General features: G+C 51.9%; 5 protein-coding genes. All 5 read right to left on the bottom strand.

Going from position 1 to position 18,747, the window contains the following annotated elements; genetic code table 11:
• The coding region (locus BSR28_RS02475; RefSeq protein ID WP_143237550.1) for a hypothetical protein at nt 1-4,568 on the bottom strand (4,568 nt) is incomplete at its 3' end.
• A 556-nt stretch (nt 4,569-5,124) separates the two neighbouring features.
• The gene (locus tag BSR28_RS02470; protein ID WP_073713249.1) at nt 5,125-6,912 is read right to left on the bottom strand and encodes a SpaH/EbpB family LPXTG-anchored major pilin; all 1,788 of its coding nucleotides are present in this window, start codon (nt 6,910-6,912) and stop codon (nt 5,125-5,127) included.
• 146 nt (nt 6,913-7,058) lie between these two features.
• Nucleotides 7,059-11,354: a SpaA isopeptide-forming pilin-related protein gene (locus BSR28_RS02465; RefSeq protein WP_073713248.1), complete on the bottom strand. Its 4,296-nt coding sequence runs from the start codon at nt 11,352-11,354 to the stop codon at nt 7,059-7,061.
• Between the two features lie 834 nt (nt 11,355-12,188).
• Nucleotides 12,189-13,961 carry a SpaH/EbpB family LPXTG-anchored major pilin gene (locus tag BSR28_RS02460; protein ID WP_073713247.1) on the bottom strand — a complete coding sequence of 591 codons (1,773 nt, stop codon included), beginning with the start codon at nt 13,959-13,961 and terminating at the stop codon, nt 12,189-12,191.
• A gap of 151 nt (nt 13,962-14,112) precedes the next feature.
• The gene (locus tag BSR28_RS02455; RefSeq protein ID WP_143237548.1) at nt 14,113-18,651 is read right to left on the bottom strand and encodes a hypothetical protein; all 4,539 of its coding nucleotides are present in this window, start codon (nt 18,649-18,651) and stop codon (nt 14,113-14,115) included.
• Nucleotides 18,652-18,747 lie beyond the last annotated feature (96 nt).

Raw genomic sequence — 18,747 nt, 5'->3', positions numbered from 1 at the left:
CCTGCAGCTAAGGCGTAGGGCATCGGGCCAGTACCACCAGAGATGGGGAGCTCGCCACGACGCGGGTCGTGAACCTTGATCAAACCGTTGTAGATGTAGAAGGTATTGTCAACCTGCTTCAGGCAGGTCTCCGGGTTACAGTTCTCATCTGTTAGCGGGTTACAGGTAACTGCGCTAGAACCAGTAGTCTCTGTTGCTTTACCTTCTACGACCGCTCCGTTAGTGTCGTATGCAGTGATTACACCGTTCGCCGACACCTTGAACTGTAGAGGCTGAGGAAGCAGCGAAGCACAGTATTCCTTTGCCCCATCTTTATTCTCGGTGTAGCACTGGGGAGCTTGGGTTTCTACCAACCAGTAGACCTTATTGGGTACAAGATCCTTTGCCTGGAAGGTTGACTCGGTCAACGAACCCGGTAGGTTTGCGTTGTAGACACAAGTTTCAAACTCTAGCTTCTTGGTTTGAGGATCAAACTTAGCCTTGCATTCGTTAACTAGTCGGTCCTTTTCCGAATCTAGCGGCACACAGTTCGCGTTAGCCTTAGCGTTCGGGTTTGCGTCACAAACCTTGAACTTAGCACCAGGCAAGTACAACTTACCGGTATCGTCAGTCTTACGAATCAGAACCTTGACCGAGCCAGGAGTTACGGGCACACAAGCATCGTTATTATTGTCGGTACCTTCATCTCCAGGAATAGAGACCTTGTTAAAGAAACCAGTACCAGCGGTGCCAGCTTCCTCGACCTTACATTCGCCAGCTTTCTCCCAATCAATCTTAGTTGCCGGAACCTGACCAGTTACCTCGACAACGTACTGAACCTTACCGTTAACGGCGACAAGCTCATTTTCTGCCCCAGCCGGAATCTCAAAGGCAGCATCCGTACCCTGAGAAGCTAGCTGCGCCTTAGCGATCTCACCGTTTACTGCCTTACCGACCTTGATATCTACGATAGTCCAGTTTTCAGGCAGAGTGATCGAGTCAGCAATAGCCGGCTGGCGTGAAGGAGTAAGACCAGTGTTAGTAACAGTCACAAGGTACTTGACGGTCCCCTGGTAGTTTTCGCCCACCTTAGTGGCCACTACCGGGTCACCGTTAGCCGCACCAGCAACGTTGTTGTTCACCGCGACCTTTTCAACATTCCACTTTTCGATCGGTTTGACCGGAATACAGGCAATGTTGTCTAGGATCGGAACCTTGTTGTAATCCAAGTTTTCGTTTTGAACCTCGGTGCGGTTACCAACACCCTTAGCGGTAGTGGTGACCTTGTCGCCACGCATATCAATGTTTTCACATTCACCTAGCTTGGCGAACTGCTTTGCATAAGGGCTAGTTCCGGTTTCCGGATCAACCGTTAGATTTAGTCGTAGCGGGATGGTGATCTTGAAGGACACAGAGGCATTAGCCGGTAGCAATAGGTTATTGCTTAGAATAGCTCCGCCCTTTGCGGTCATCTGCTTTTCATCCAGAGTCTGGGTTTGAGCTTTTAAGCCAGATTCTCCAGGTTGGAACTCGACCTTGGCAGTAGCGTTTTCTTCCCATTTCATGCCTGCCGGGACGATGAAGAAGTCCTTCACCGGACCGGTAGCAGCCTTGAAATTCGAGTCATTAACAACCTTCACGATGTACTCGAAGTCAGTGCGGTACTGCACCGGGTTTGTACCAGGTACGGCCACCGGAGTAACTTCCTTGCCTACGTGAGAATTGCCCGCGGACGGATCGGCAGCGACCTTTTCTACGTGAACCAGCGGCATACGAGTGTTCTTTACCGTACAGGTAACATTATCGTTCTCGTTGATCTGAACCTTACCGTTCTCAACCTGCTTACCAGAATCACAGCTCCAGTCACCAAGTTTGAAATACTGACCAGCAGACTGATCGGCAGAAGGCTGCTCGAAGAGCTGGTAGTTACCAGTCACAACATCTTTATCAACCGCAGCTGAACCAGTAATACCGTTCAGCGAAGTAAGAGTCTGAGACGGATCGGCGGAACCAGCAGAAAGTTGGAACTTCTGAGCATCACTCTGATCCGAAATCAGCTGGCCATCCTGATCCACAATCTGCTTAACCAGCTTCAAGTGAGCCTTCGGGCGCGGCTTAACCGGCACACAGGCATCGTTGTTATCAGCGCCGTCAGAATCATTATTCATGGTGACGGAGTTGAAGAAACCACCACCAGCTTGACCCGGTCCCTCAGTATTGCAGTCGCCTACCGCATTATTACCGGCTTCAAAACTGTCGGCCTGTAGCTTGACCGTAATCTTGTAGCTCTTGTAAGCACCTGCCTCCAAGTTACCAGGACGCAAAGTCAACACGTTGTTAGCACTCTCAGACTTACCATCGACGAGGACGTCCATGATAGTAAAGCCCTTAGGCGGAGCGATAGTATCGGTGACGGCACCAGGATCGCCAGCGCCACCACCAGTGTTAGCTACGGTAACCAAGTATTGAATCGTGGTTGCACCGTCAGCGGAAATCTGAGCGGAGTTTTCTGTGGTTGAACCCGGTACAGCAGGAGCACCGGTCACAGGGTCAATGGCGGATTTCTGAAGCTTGAACTTCGGTGAACTAGGTTCAGGTGTCGGCATAGGGCTTACTGGGGGCAAGTAAGAGCAAGATCCCATATCGATAACTCCATTTTTGATGATGCTATCAGGAACCTTTTCAATCGATTTTGTTGAAGCGTTTAAACGGTAAAGAATATTCTTACTACTTGAATCGACAGAGCCAAAATACAGTTTCCCATCATTCCCAACCGCAAAACCATTGATACTAATGATTGCCATACTGCTGTAGTATAGATCCGTCGTGGTCGGATCTACACTTACATTCTCATCACGTTTTTCGTTAATCGTCTTTTTGCTGAAGGTTAAAACTGCTTTAGCTTTTTTAGCGGCATCACCTGATGATGCTCCCTTAGAAATTACAACTAAGTCGCCAGACGCTGTAAAAGTAATATCGTTAAACTGAGTGTTTGTTGCTTCAGGATTCTGCAATCTTCCATGACTTACCCATCCAGCTTCCAGATCCTTACTATTCAACGAATATAACGCGTTTAAATTCGACTTATCAATCACCCAATAAACACCAAAAGGATCGATCCCGAATGCAATATCATCAGACTGCACAGGGATTGCGGGTAGCTTAGAATCTGTACCTACGCTTCCTGGAGTAGTTGAAGTTTCATAAACTTTTTTTCCTACCAGATAAAATAACTTTTCAGAATGCAAGGGCGAAATGGCAAATGCTCCAGAGGTAGCCTGCGGATTGAAGTTATCTCGAGCCGGGTCAAAACTCGTACCGTTAAACTTCACAATTCCCTTTTGATTTGTATGTGATAACCCTTCATGAATATAGATATTCTCACACCATTTCGTGTCGGGCTTAGGTGGAATCTTTCCGTTTTCATCTGGAACGATCACTAGAGTTTGAGCGTAATCCTCTGCACTAACTTCCGGACGCGCTACCTGCAAAGACATGGCGATCTTACGATCACTATCACCATCTGTTGAAACACCGTCTTTTACACAGTTTTCAAAAGTAAAACCACGGGTTACCGTAACTTCAGCCCCAGCAGGAAGCCAAGTCTTGCCAGTCCAGTTAGCAGGGTTCCATTCCCAGTTAGTGGAATCTAGCCACTTAACTTGGTTAACACTTACGTTCCCAACACTAGAAGTGTACTGGGGAACCGACGGATCCGGGGACACATAAGTAGACCCCTTCAAGATCTGATCAGTGATATCAACACCATTCGAAACCACCTTAATACTGTTAAAGGTGCTTGCATCCGCCCAGTTGGGGGACACATGTTTCAAATCAGCCTTATCGATCTTGACCTTCCCCAGACCGGCCTGATCACCAGCCTTTACATCCAGAAGCCAGCCGCCAACCTTATTAGTCCAGTGGTTCTCAACATAACCACGACAGGCATTAAGCGGCTGGGTCTGTCCATCAGAAATCGAGCCATCTTTAGCTGATACCAGCAGGCCAGGCCCCTGAGTCATGTCAGGCAAAATTCTAGAAATAACTTGTCCGGCGATACTTGCGCTGGCAAAATCTCCCGGCTTCAAAGTATCAGCTAGTGTAGCCTCGGCGGTAAAGATTGCCTTAACCTCACCCTGGATCCCCTCAGCTACATAGTTCCAGTTACCACTCTCATCCTTTTCAACAGTTAAAGAAGTGGGCGTAACCGGAGTACCATCTAGTCTTTCAAACCGAATATTATCCTTCGTCGGATCAGATGAGAAGGGAGCATTGGGTGAAGGAGTTACAGTAACCCCAAATTTAGTCTTACCTTTTGCATCTTCGAGTTTACTAAAAACGACGGTACCAGTGTAGGTAAGCTTAGCGCCAGCTGCGGGCTTAACCCCGTCAGCGAAAGTATGCTCCATCGTCGCCTTAGCAACCGGGTTGACATCAAGCTTAGGGCCGGGGATATTCGCAGCCGTATACGCCTGCGCTTCTGGGGTCACGAAAGGAAGCGTCACCACCCCAAGGGAAGCAGCAAGCGCCATAGAAAGGGGAATCACCGCACTGCGGGAGAATCTTCTCTCTGTCTTATTCGTTCTCATCATGGCCATCCAGATTCGTAATTTTGGTCATTTCTAATCAGTCCCACTCAAGCTCCCCCAGACCCCATCATCTGGGAAATGGAGACTTCAGTAGGTCTCTTAAGCCTGACTATATCGACTTACAACACCACCGTCTTGTCAGAAATTTTATGAAAACGATTTCCCCCCAAAAAATACGAATAAAAACTCACTAAGAATGAATAAAAAGCTCAAAATTGCCCGTTTTATCAAATAAAACCTGCATACTAATCGACAAAATTAAATGAGAATCACTACGACTAATTTCTCACAATTTTTTCAGAGTTGACATAATTTTTTCATATCGCCACCAAGTGACACAAAATGCTTAAATTGCAGAACTAATGCAACGTTATTTATTCAAAACGACCAAATTGCCTAAAAATGCCTGAATAACATATTAATTACAAGTTCATAACCTCCCGCCACAAACACCAAAACCCCCGAAATATCAACAAATAAAGGTGGTGGCCCGGTCCCCCAAAGAGGAACCGGGCCACCACCCGAAAACCGCTACTAAATGATCACAGCAAACCCGTCAGTCCTGCTTGCGCTTCCGTACCGCAGCCAACGCATAAGCACCAGAACCAAGCAACAGCAACGAACCAGCTACCACCAAAGTCGCAATACCTGCACCACCAGTTGCGGGCATCGGGAAGTTAGCATTCTTCTTCACGTCAGTGACATCTAGCGTCACCTGACCTGTAGCAGAAGCATTCTCCTTCAACACCTGGAAGTTAATCGGCTGCGGCAACAGCTCATAACCCGCAGGCGCCTGAACTTCCTTCAAGCAGTACGCAGTCACGCTCTTCCAAGCCACCGGCTTCTCATCCTTCTCAAAGGTCAGACCACCATTACGGTAATCGTTCACCAGCAAGCCTGAAATAACAATCTTTCCGACCTTGTCTTCCTCGCCCTCAGCGTCGGTACCGGAAATCCACTCAGACTTACCGTTTACCGAGATCTGCTCGCCCAACTTGTAGCCATTAGACGGGTCGCACTGGAACAGTTGGAACTTAGCGCCGTTCAGCTTAGTGCCATCACTGCCCTTCTTATTAATCAGGACCTTACCGTAGTAAGACTCAACCTCATTACCAGGGGTAGAACCGCCCGGCTCCGGGGAATCCGGGGTCGTAGGCACGTGCGGCTTAGGCTTTTCCGGGTTCTTCGGTAGGTTCGGCCGGGGATTGTTAGGCTCATTCGGGTTCCACTGGTTAAAGCCCTCATTATCCGGGTTGGTGATCTCAAAGACCTTGTTCGGGATCCTCTCCCCTGCCGTCGTGGCCTTCACCCTAGTGTGGAAATCCCAGAAAACCTTCTGGTCAACCTTCATCTGGCCAACCTTTGCTGAATTCTCCTCTGCGGAATACTTCAGCTTCGCCAAACCAGACTTAGTGAGCTCCATGGTCACATAACGGTACTTGCCAACCGGCTTATCCGAAATAGTGACCGTGAAGTCACCACTCTCTAGTTCCTGCTTCCCAATCCGAACCGTATCGGTCGTTTTCCCAACCCACTCCAACTGCTCATCCAAGAAACGGTCAATCAGCATGAACTGGTTCAGCGAAGTAGCCGGAATCTCTGCCGAAAGGGTATACAGAATCTCTGACTGTGCCGCGTCATTACCGGCACCCTTACCCTTAGCATCATCATTCAGGGTCTTAATTGGGGAAGTAATGGGCGTGTTCTTCGGGTACACGTGAATGTCATACATCCATTCACTCTGGTTACCCGGATTAGTCATGGGAACTGAGATGACGAAGGGTTCAGCCTTACGGATCATGCTGGCCTTAACCTTCTTTTCCTTGCCGGTCGTTGGATGAATGGTTACCTCATCCTGGTTAATCGACTCAACAACTAGGTATAGGCCCACCGGCAAGGCGGATAGATTAGCGTTACCGGTAGCGTCAGTAGTGACCCCATCCCCCACCTTGGTGACCTTAAAGCCACCAATCTCTGCGGGCACCTGACCATCTTCCGTAGTCAGCTTAGTCTTTTGGATTGCCTGAGCTGCCTGCCAGCCCGCATTAGTCCTCAGATCAAGAGTCTTATCGTCCCCGATCCGGTAGGCAGTAAAGGTTACCCCCTCAATTGGCTCGGCCCCCTCCGGAGTCGATTTCAAAGCAGTACCGTCCGGAGTGGTGGTCTGACCAGTAGCCGGGGTCAACTTGGTGACCTTAATACTGCCCTGAGTGCCGGTAATCCCGGAAAGTGGGGCGGGAGTGGGGGCGGCGTCCTCGGCAAAAGCTACCGTTGAACCCAAGCCCATTAGAGCTACCGCAGCGACGGTAAATCCAGCGGTGGTAGTACGAATCTTGCGGGTCATGGTTACTCTCCTAAAATTGTTCCCGATTTTTGTCATTAAAGTCTGTTTTGATAACTGTCAACCAGCCCCGTCACTGTTAAAACCAGTGCCCGAAAGGCCGGCAATACCTAAAAGGTGACCACTAGAAACCTAAAGACTTAGGCCTACTAGCTACGCGAAGAAGGAATCGTACGAAGTGAGGATCTAAAGCCATAACCCAAGCTCAACAGCAGCAGTAAACCTGCCGCCAGAGCGTAAGGCAAAGGCCCAGTCCCACCCGAAATCGGCAGGGTGCCATTACGAGGATCGCGGACATTAACCACCCCGTCGTAAAGGTAGAAGGTGCCATCGACGTTATTGACCGAACCCCGATCAACACAGCTGTTATCCGTCAGGTAGTTACAGTCTTCGCCCACCGGCCCGGAAGTAACCTTCCCGGAAGTAACCCGCCCGGCGGCATCAATCTGGAAACGCAAGGGCTCCGGAAGTAGCGCCGCACAGTACTCTTCCGACTTGTTCGGGGTCTGGCAAAGGGGGGCCTTCGTTTCCACCAGCCAGTAGTCCGTGCCCGGCTTCAACTTCGCGAAGAAAGTTGCCTGGGCCAGGTCCTTATCGGTGATCGCATCGGGCTTTGCCTCAGTTGCGACTTGCGCGGCCTGGCACGTGGAACGATCATTTAGCTGGCTCTGCTCACAGACCACAAACTGGGCGCCCTTCAGCGGGTGCGAACCGTCCTGGTCGGTCTTGCGGATCATCAGCTCGACCTCGCCCGGGCCGACGGGCACGCAAGCATCGTTATTGCCGTCCGTACCCTCATCGCCGGGGATCGAGACCTGGTTGAAGAAGCCCTTACCGGGGGTGCCGCCATCGGCGGTTTCACACTTTCCGGCGGTCTCCCATTTCACGTCTGCTTCCTGGGCTTGGCCGGTCACCTGCACTAGGTAGTGGACCTTACCTTCCGCGGCTACCTCTTCGGTTCCGGCCGGTATTTCTAGGCGACCATCGTTGAGCTGCGCCGGCATTTCGGTCAGTTCAGCATTCGTGAAAGTGGCGTTCTGCTGAACTTTCTTGGTTACCCGATAGAGCTTGGTATCTGTGACTGTCCACCCTTCAGGTAGGGTCACCATGTCGGTTACCTGCGGCTGGTTCGAGGGCGTCTGGCCAGTATTAGTGACCGTCACTAGGTACCTGGCGGTAGCTTGTAGTTTGCCTTCACCGGCTTGGGTGACCCTGACCGGGGTGCCTTCGGGGCTACCTACCGTGAAAGTTTCCTGATTATCAGCTTGGGTAATATTGACCGCGACCTTTTCTACATTCCACTTCGAGCCCGGCTTAACCGGAATACAAGCAATGTTGTCCAGGATCGGAACCTTGTTGTAATCCAGATTCTCATTCTGGATCGCGACCCGGTTGCTAACACCAAACTTGCTGGTAGTAACCTGCTCTCCACGAACATTGAGGCTTTCACACTTACCCAACTGTTCAGCATGCTGCGCATAAACCGTCGAATCCCCTGACGGAGTCATATCCAACACCAGCGGAATAGAAACCGTAAACGAAGCTGAACTATTTGCCGGAATCTTCAGGTCTTGAGCCAAAGTAGCTCCCTGCGGGCCCTCAAGTGCTTCCTTCGACACCTCAGATTTAAGCTCCACAGGTGTAGCCGCCGGGTCTCCGGCAGCGAAAGTCACCGTCGCGGGTTTCAATACCGCCGGACTAACCAGCTCATCATCCCACTTCAAACCTGCCGGAACCTTAAAGAAGTCCTTCACCGGGCCAGTCGAAGCCTCAAAATTAGAATCATTAAATACCGTCACCTGGTACTTAAAATCAACCCGATACTTTAATGGATCCGTGCCCGCTACCGGCTCAGGCTTAACCGCCTGCCCAATCTGCGGGTTAGGTACACCTGGCGCCTCAACAGTACTGGCCACAACCGGGGTCTTCACCACGTGAACCAGCGGCATACGAGTGTTCTTTACCGTACAGGTAACATTATCGTTTTCGTTGATCTGAACCTTACCGTTCTCAACCTGCTTACCAGAATCACAGCTCCAGTCACCAAGTTTGAAATACTGACCAGCAGGCTGACCAGCGGCTGGTTGTTCACGCAGCTGGTACTTACCAGCAATCACGTCTTTATCAACCTGGGGGCTACCGGTGGTGCCATTTAGTGCGGTCAGGGTTTGGGCCGGGTCTCCTGAACCAGCAGATAGCAGGAACTTGGTGGCGTCTGCTTGGTTGGGTAGGATCCGCCCATCCTGGTCCACAATCTGCTTAACCAACTTCAAGTGAGCCTTCGGGCGGGGCTTAACCGGAACACAAGCATCATTATTATCCGGTCCGTCAGAATCCCGATCCATGGTGACAGAGTTGAAGAAACCACCACCAGATTGACCCGGCCCTTCGGTAGTGCACTGGCCATTTAAATTCTCTAGAACGGCCAAATTCTGCGCCTGAAGCTGGATGGTCATGCGGTATGAGACCAGATCAGTAGGTTGAATAATTCCCGGCGTGAACTGCTGATTAGGGTCTTTACCAACCGATTCGCCATCAACCAAAACGTCAGTAATCTCAAAACCCTCTGGGGCCACAAACTGGTCACGGATTATGCCCGGATTACCGGCGACTGTACCCGTATTAGCTACGGTAACTAGATAGTCAACGGTAGTCGCTCCCTCGGCAGAAATTTGAACCGGATTCAGCGTGGTAGTGCCCGCTTTGGCTACCGCCCCGGTTACCGGGTCGATTGCGGACTTCTGCACCTGGAACTTCGGGCCCGCGGGCGGCTGCGGTGTGAGCGGCAAGTCAGCAAAGCTACAGGAGCCCATATCCGCTATATAAGGTCTCCCAATATTTGTTGCGATTGTTACCTCTCCACCTTTAGGAGGTAGATAGTAAATCTCTCTGCCTACAGCGTTGGAAACAGGGGTACCACCCATGTACATTTTTCCATCTTTAGCAATCGCAAAACCATTAACTTGAGACAATTCGTGGCCCGGTATCATCTCGTAGTCGATGATCGAAGACGGTTTAATTAATTCGGCTTCACTTCTCTCTTTTGAGATTGAATCCTTAGTAAAGGTAAATAAACCTTTATAATTTCTGCTCTCTCGAGCATTAGCCTCACCAAACACTAGAAGATCACCGTTGCTTGTAAAGGCTAGATCATAAAATGCTTCTCTAGTTTTTACTCGAGGATTATCTAAGGTGCCATGTACAATCCAACCCGTTTTTTGGTTGGAACTGTCCGATGATTCCTCTCCTTCCTTCGGGTTAAGTGGTGTGGGTTTAATCGATCGAAGGATTCGAGTAGAAATATCAAAAGCCCAGATCACACCTTCAGGATCAACTCCCAAGGCAAATCCGTATTTGGAGGCCGGCAAACTAGGCAAACCTAGGCTTTGCCCAACAGGATTACTAATCAAGGCATTGTCTTCATTTTTAAATTTCGTCTCGTAAAGGGTGCCTTGTTTATCTAAGTAAATAATCCGATTTTTCCTCAAAGGCGACACTGCGATTGTGCCGTTATAAGGAGATGGTTTTGGATAAGGGATTGCCCCAAATAGATCTTTTCCGTCAAATTGTTGAATATTCGTTAGTGTTTTTAACGTACCCAACGTAACAAAAATGTCTTCACACCAAGCAGTGTCAGGGAGCGGCGGTTTTTCACCTTTTTCGTCCGTGGTAATGAATAAATCTTCTGCACTTTCCTCTGCAGTCATTACCGGACGGGTGATCTCTAGTACCATCCCCACTTTACGTTCGGTATCGCCATCGGTGGGGACACCCGGCTCTCTACAGTTCTCGAAGGTAAAACCCTTAGTAGCAGTAATTTCTGCCCCTTCTGGCAGCCAGGTATTGCCTGTCCAGTTAGCACTATTCCAATCCCAGTTTGTCGAATCTAGCCACTTTGCTTTTGCGGCATCGACATTAGTTACCGGGAAGGTGGTTCCTGATGGGTCTGGCGAGACGTAGGTGGAAGCCTTTAGGACCCGCTCGGTAATATCTTCCCCACCCGCAATTACCTTTATAGAGTTAAAGGTACTGGGGTCCTTCCAGTTGACCGGGTTTGTTGAAGCATTATTAAAGGGTCCTTTGTCAACTTTGACTTTCCCGTTTCCGGCACCGTCGAAGGCCTTTAAATCCAATAGCCAAGTACCGGGTTTAGCTGTCCAACTAGTTTGAACATACCCCCGACACCCTGCGTTCTCTGTAAAGTCATTGGCGGTTTTTCCGGTTTCGGCAGAAACGATCGTACTCTTACCGATTTCCATGTTGATCGTCGGTGTAGAAGTTACTTCACCAGAGATCGAGGCTGCTACAAGACTTCCCGGGCTTAGATCCTTTTTCACCGTGGCCTGAGTTTCGAAGGTGGCTTTAATATCACCCGACAGGCCTTTAACTACGATTTTCCAACTATCCTGACCATCCGGATCGATCTGAATCGATTCTGGAGTCACCGACTCCCCTTGATCATTTACGAATCGGATCGAATCCGCTGTGGGCGCGGCGTTGAAAGGAGCGTTTGGATCCTGGTTGACGTGGATAGTAAAAACATTATTCAGATTACTACCAGCTAAACCAGAAAATCGAAGCTTGCCAATATATTTAAACTCTTGTCCCGCCTTGGGGAAAGGGCTAGGGGAAAAGTCATGAAGCATCGTTGCTTTGACAGTCGGACTTGTTTCCACAGATGGTCCCGGAATATTGTCCGGAACATACGCGTTTGCCGTGGGAGCTAAAGCCGGTAACACCGTCACCCCCAACGAGGCCGCTAAGGCGACTGCTATTGGAATAGCACTTCGTCTTTCCGGACTTTGTGGTGATTGATTTCTGATCATCTAGTTCCCCCTCCAGGATCCATAGATGCGAACTTCTTCACCTCCAGTCTAGCGATTCCAAATTTACTTCTCTAGAGTCAAAATTTGGGCAAAACAATTAAAATAGGGTAATTTTGCACGAATTTTTGCATGAAATCGAATGGCACTTGTCAATCTGACCAGTCATATCATTGAGAGTTCTATCACAATTTGGAGGATTAAGGGCTGAAATACTTAAAACCCCATAAGTTGACCATTAAAAAACCGGTCCGCGCTCAATGACTCAAAAACAGAATCAAAGGGCACGGACCGGGAATCACCAGAACTAACGACAAGGAGTTAACAATCCACGGGATTAAACGTTAGCTTTTGGAGTTGGAGGCAGCTGCAGCTACCGCCAGTTATGAACTTGTTGGGGGCCCGGGAAACCCCGACCAAAAGGAACCGGGCCCACCAGCAAGCTTCAGACCTTTATCAGGCCTGCTCGCGCTTACGAGAAGCAGCAAGAACATAAGCACCGGAGCCAGCTAGTAGCAGGACACCAGCGGTAACTAGGGTGGCAATACCAGCGCCACCGGTAACGGGTAGGTTGAAGCCACCGTTCTTCTTAACGTTGGTGACGTCTAGTTCAACCTTGCCTTCAGCGGTAGCCTGATCCTTCTTCACCTGGAAGTGGATCGGGTTAGGTAGTAGTTCGTAACCCTCAGGAGCCTTGGTTTCCTTTAGGCAGTATGCGGTCTGCTCGGCCCACTTGGCGCCATTCTTACCGTTAACGAACTCAGAGTTGTTACGGAAGTCGTTAACTAGTAGACCAGAGATGGTAATCTGACCTTCTTCACCGTCAGTACCGGAGATCCACTTTTCCTTACCGTTAACGGAGATCTTTTCGCCCAGTTCGTAGCCGTTTGCCGGGTTGCACTGGTACAGTTCGAACTCTGCGCCGTTTAGCTTGGCAACGTTGTCAGAGCCCTTCTTGTTGATTACTACCTTGCCGTAATAGGACTTGACCTCGTTACCGGGGGTGGAGCCACCGGGGGTGGGGCCTTCAGGATCCTTCGGGTTTACCGGTACGAAAGGCTTGTTGGGCTTCTTCGGGCCGTCAGGGTTCTCCGGGTCTACCGGGAGCTCGGGCAGATTCGGCTTCGGGTTGGTGGGATCCTCAGGGTTCCACTGGTTAAAGCCTTCGTTATCCGGGTTAGCAATTTCGAAGACCTTGTTGGGGATTTCTTCGCCAGCGGCGGTCTGCTTGACCTTAGCGTGGAACTCCCAGGTTACGTTCTGGCCGGTCTTGCCTTCTAGCTTGGCTAGACCGGAAGCGGTAAGTTCCATGGTGACGAAACGGTACTCGCCCACGGCAGCGGTGGACTGGGTGAGCTTGAAATCATCTGCATCAAGCTTGGTGTCACCAATCTTTACGGTGTCGGTGTCAGCGCCAACCCAGTCAAGCTGAGCGTCCTTGTAACGGTCAACTAGCATGAACTGGTTTAGCTTAGCGGCCGGAACCTCAGCGGATAGAGTGTAAAGAATTTCGGACTTAGCAGCGTCGTTACCGGAACCCTTAGCCTTGTCGTTGTCGTTCAAGGACTTGACCGGAGCCTTGGTGGTGGTGTTCTTCGGGTAAACGTGGATGTCGTACATCCACTCGGTGCGGTTAGCCGGGTTGGTCATGGGGACCGAAACAAAGAAGGGATCAGCCTTTAGAACCTGGGAAGCTTCAACGGTCTTATCCTTAGCCTCAGTATCACCCTTAATAACTACCTTGCCGGTAACGTCTTCAACGACCACGTATAGGCCCACGGGTAGGCTAGCTAGGTCTAGGGTACCCGCAGCACCGGTCTTACCGGTGCCCTTCTGGACTAGCTTGTAGCCACCAACAGTCATGGAACCATCTTTAGCCTTAACAATCGCCGGCTTGGTCTTGGCAAGTTCAGCAGCCTTGGCCCATCCCTCGTTGGTCTTTAGGTCTAGGCCTTCTAGCATGTAAGCGGTGAAGGTAACGCCCTGAATCGGCTGGGAGCCGGTCGGGTTTTCAGCTAGCTTGGTGCCGTCACCATTGGTCTGCGCTGCAGAAGAAGGGGTTAGCTTAGTGATCTTGATGGAGCCAGTTTCCTTGGTGATGGTGCTGGCGGGAGCGGCCTGTGCGACCTCGTCGCCGGGGGCAGCCATAGCCATCTGAGTGCTGAAGCCGGTTAGAGCAACTGCAGCCACGGTGAAGCCAGCAGCAGCTTTACGAATGTTTTTGGACATAGTTATCTCCTATTTTCTTAATAAAACTTGATCGACCCTGGTGGATACCAGATCGAGCGGGATTTTCCGGACTACCCACCCCGGGGCCAGCAGAAGCTGGGGAAATCCCCGGAGCAGGTAAACAAGCCGGACAAGGTTCTAAGCGGGGAACCTAAGCCCGTGAGCGTTTACGCCCAGATGAAACCGGTGCTGTTTTAGCGTTCCGGAAAGCCCACCCCAAGCTCGTCAATAGCAACGCAGCGGCTGCCACGACGAACGGTAGAGGACCTGTACCACCAGAGACCGGCAAGGTTCCACGACGCGGGTCATGCACCTTAACTAGGCCTTGGTAGAAGTAGAAGGTGTCGTCGACCTGCTTAAACGCGGCCTCAGACGAACAGCCCTGATCACTTAGCGGATCACAGGCCTGACCTGAACCCACCGCGACGGCACCCGGGGCATCCAGCACCCGGTCCGCACTTACGGTGAACTTCAAAGGTTGCGGTAGAAGCGAAGCACAGTACTCGCCACCGGCATTGTCCGGGGAGCAAGCCGGAGCCTTCGTTTCCACCAACCAGTGCGGGACGTCCGGGCGGACCTTAACCGAACCGGTCGACTTCATCAGCGCCTGGTCACCTGCTGCCATCGCCTCACAGGCCTGGCGGGGCTCACCCGCAGGTGCTGACGCGCACTGGTCAGCAGCCGGCATGGGCTGAACCGGACGGCAGTGGTTCGGGTCGGCTAGGACTCGGACCGGGTCACCGGAAGTGGCGTACGGGTTCACGTCACAGACTTTGAACTCTGCACCCGGCAGGGCTAGGTTGCCGCTGGCGTCCGTCTTACGAACTAGCAGGTTGACCTCTGCCGGAGGTTCCGGACGGACCGGCACGCAAGCATCGTTATTGTGGTCGCCATCCTGGTCGCCATCCATGGTCACACGGTTAAAGAAGCCTTTACCAGGCTTACCGGCACCCTCAGTTTCACAGGTCTGAGCCTGCTGCCACTGTTCGGCGGTCGGCTGCCCCTGCGCGGTGACCTCAACGTAGTAATCAACGTAGTTCTTGACGTTCTTACCCTGGTCAGCGATCGGGGAAACCATGCCCTCAGACTGCGGAATAGTGAACTGTAGGTTCTTTCCGTTATCCACGGCCTGAGACATATCCACGGAGGTACTCCACTTCACGGAGGTGGCCTGCCACGGCTCCGGCAGAGTCAGCGCATCCACGATCTGCGGGTGCTGACCGGCGGTCGGGCCTAGGTTGGTCACGCGAACGCGGTACTTAACGGTTGCGGTGTAGGTACCATCGGCTCCCTTCTGGGCATCCACTAGGGCACCATTTCCGCCCGCGGCTCCAAAGCCACCTTCTAGGTTCTTATCCGCGGGGGACTTTTCAACCTTCCAGTTGGACTTTGGTAGGACCGGGATACAGGCGTTATTGTCCTTGACGGGCTGACCATTATTAGAGGTCGAGTTTTCTGCCTCTAGCGCCACTAGGTTCTGCGCGCCACGGTTACCCTTGAAGTAGTTTGCGGAGGAACCTTCTTCCGTATTCTTTTCACACAACAAATCGTTGAGGTGGGTTTCGAAGACGGTCCGACCATCAACCAGGGTGTTATCCACCTGTGCGGGGATAACAATCTTGAAGACGGCGGTGGCGCCACCAGGTAGGTTGTTCACGGAGCTGGCTAGGACCGCACCGGGATCAGCAGCTAGCTGTTCATTGGTGACAGTGGTAGCAGCAGACTGAACCTGTCCCCCACCGTTATTCACTACGGTAACCTGAGCGGCTTCAGAACCGTCCCACTGCAGACCTGCCGGGACTACAAAGTGGTCATAGATGGTGCCAGAGTTGCCAGCGAAAGCAGAGTCATTGTGAACCTTGACTAGGTATTCAAGCTTTAGCTTGCCCTGGTCATCAGGCTGAACGGGCTGTCCCAGCTGGTTGTTTTCACCGGCGGGGTTAGCGGCTTCCTTCTTCACACTGAACTTCGGGTCGGGCTGGTTGACGATCGAGCAGGAAACATCTTCCCCAGGCTTGATGGTCAGCAGGTTGCCGTCACGTAGCGGTACAGAGTTACCGGTACATACCCAGTCGCGCTTCATGGTGAAGCCATAGTCGCCCGCAGGCGCAGCGTTCTGCTGTTCGCCTAGGCGGTAAACAACGCCCTCGCTATCAGCGGCGACCTCTACGCGGCCGGTGTCAGCGGTGCCGCTGACGGTGGTGACCGGGCTGTTTACGGCGCCGGCTACTAGGGTGAAGAGCTGGCGATCCTGATCTGCGTTCGTGTAACCCTGGGGGCCTTCAATCTGCTTTACCAGTTCGAGGTGAGCCCGCTTGGGGGTTTCGAAGGGGATACAGGCCTGATTGTTCTTAGTGCCGTCCTGATCGTCCTGGTAGTTAACGCGGTTGAAGAAACCAGCGTTATTAGCACCGGGGGTGGTGTTTTCACAGACGCCCTGGGTGGGCAGACCAGCTAGACCATTCTTTGCCTTTAGGCCTACGGTCACTAGGAAGCTCTTAACCTTACCAGCGGGAATCGGTTCTGCCGGGACGGGTAGCTTCACGGTGGGACCGGTGCCCTTCGAGGTACCGTCTACCTTGATATTGGTGATGTCGAAGCCGGCGGGGGCCTGCACCTGGTCGGTGATGTCGGCCGGCATGGGGGCGGCTTCCGCACCTAGGTTAGTAACCTGAATAAGGTACTTAACAGTGGCGGTGCCGTTAGCGGACAAAATGACCTTGCCAGTGGCATTGCCTTCAACCGGCTTTGCAGTTACCGGGTCAATGGCTAGCTTGCGGGCTTGGAAGCCACTTTCGACCTTCGGGGGTACGCCACCGAAGCCACAGGAGGACATATCGATGACACCACCGGTGACGCGCGGGCTGTAGTTCAGCTTGGTGACCTTACCGTCCTTAAGGGTGTAGATTTCCCGATCGGTTTTGGTGGTAGTTAGACCAACGGTGAAGTACAGGGTGTTATCCGGGCCCCAGGCGGAACCGTAAACTAGGGAAGAGGCTCCGTTCGGGTAGGGTACGTCAGCTACCGGGGTGCCGTTGTCTACAGACATTCTGGGTGCTCCAGCGGCAAACTGTTCCGGTGAGTACTTGCGGACAATCATGCGACGTTCCTGAGCGTTACCGTAAGTAACGATCAAACCACCGTCATAGTCGAAGGTGAAGTCATTGATCATCCATGGGTTTTGGCTAAGGAAAATACCCATCTTCTTTGCGGTAGCAGCCGAACCGTCCTCGTTAAAAGACAGTTTATATAGGGCACTACCAGGGCCAGAAGTAATGAATAGTTCATTTGACGGAGAGAAAGCTGACGGAGTCAACGCAAAGCGAGTAGTACGCCACTCACCGGAAACCGGTACCACGACGTTTTCACCAGTCGCTAGGTTAAAGCGCTTGAGGGTCAGCTTGTCAGAAGCAATGTAGTAAACCCAGCCCTCGAACTTGGGGGAGATGTTTAGAACACCGTAGGCAGACTCTTCCGGAATCGGCTTTACCTGTCCGGGGCTTAGCAACGGGTTCTTTGGGTCTAGCTTGTAGATCGGGGTGCTCTTAGCGCCAGAAGACTTCAGGTCCGTAATATAAATGGCATCACACCAGGCCTTAGGAGCCTGACCTTCTTCGCCACCGGGTAGACGGAAAGCGTCAGAGGCAATCGAGTCTACGGGCAGGGAAGGGCGACCGGTGGTGAAGTTAATGATCATCTTCCGGTTCGTGTTGGCGTCCGTGGCAATACCGGGTTCCACACAGTTCTGGTAGTTGACCTTACGATTCACAATGATGCGGGTACCTGCGGGCAGGTACTTGTCACCGGTGAAAACCGCCGGGTCATATTTCCAGTTAACGGAGTCTAGCCACTTGGTAACACCCTGGATACCTTCGGTGGAGCCGTAGTAGGGCTGCGAGGAATCCTTATTTAGGACAACCGGGTACTGCCCGTTCAGGTCAATCTTTTCGGCTGGCTTGCCGGGTTCCTGAATGGTAATGGAGTTTGCCGGGTCTTCCCAAGGGGTAGGGACAACTAGGCCCTTACCCTGCTGGTCGGCCATCTTGATATCTACTAGGTAGCCACCACCCTTAACTTCACTTTCGAAGCGTAGGGTCGGTGAACAGCTCAGCTGCGGGTCACGCGGGCCGGAGCTAATTTCCTGTAGTTTCAGACCGGGGTTATCGGTGTACTTAGCGTCCACCAGTCCGGAAACGGTGTAGCCCTTGGGGGCGTCGGCAGATAGGGTGGCGGTTTTTTCGATTGAGCAGTTCAGAGCCGCCGCTTTGTCGAAACCGGTTACGGTGAAGGTATTGGTCTTTACGTCAAAGCCGCTGACAGTACCACCGTCACACTTAAGGTCTGACTTGCTTAGTGCAGTTGCGAAGGGTGCCAGCGGATCAGAGTCAACCGTAACTTTCAATTCACGATTGCTGGTATCTGCTGACAGCTTCGGTATTGCGACGCGGTACTTGTAGGTGAACTGGACGCCGGGTGCGGCTTCCTTTGCACCTAGGTCTAGGACCGCTGAGGTGTCAACCTTTACCTGCTGGTCAGCAGGGATAGCGGCTTCCAGCTTCTCAGGGACGAACGCCTGCGACACGGGAACGCTTTCAGGTAGCCCTAGGACGCCAATTGAGGCGACCAGCGCTAGCGTTACCGGGATTGCAGTTTTGCGGATCCCAGAAACCGAAGTTCTGAAGTTAATCAATTCAACCATCCAATGGCTTAGTTCTGTGTTGAGGGGATGACGTTCCTCAGTCCCATTGGGTCGTCTGGTTGAAGAGGTTTTTCAAAAACATCTTTT

It is taken from the genome of Boudabousia liubingyangii, assembly GCF_001907245.1.
Taxonomy (GTDB): Bacteria; Actinomycetota; Actinomycetes; order Actinomycetales; family Actinomycetaceae; genus Boudabousia; species Boudabousia liubingyangii.
The sequence above is the reverse complement of the archived record's forward strand: the minus strand, read 5'-3'. Positions and strand labels throughout refer to the sequence as shown.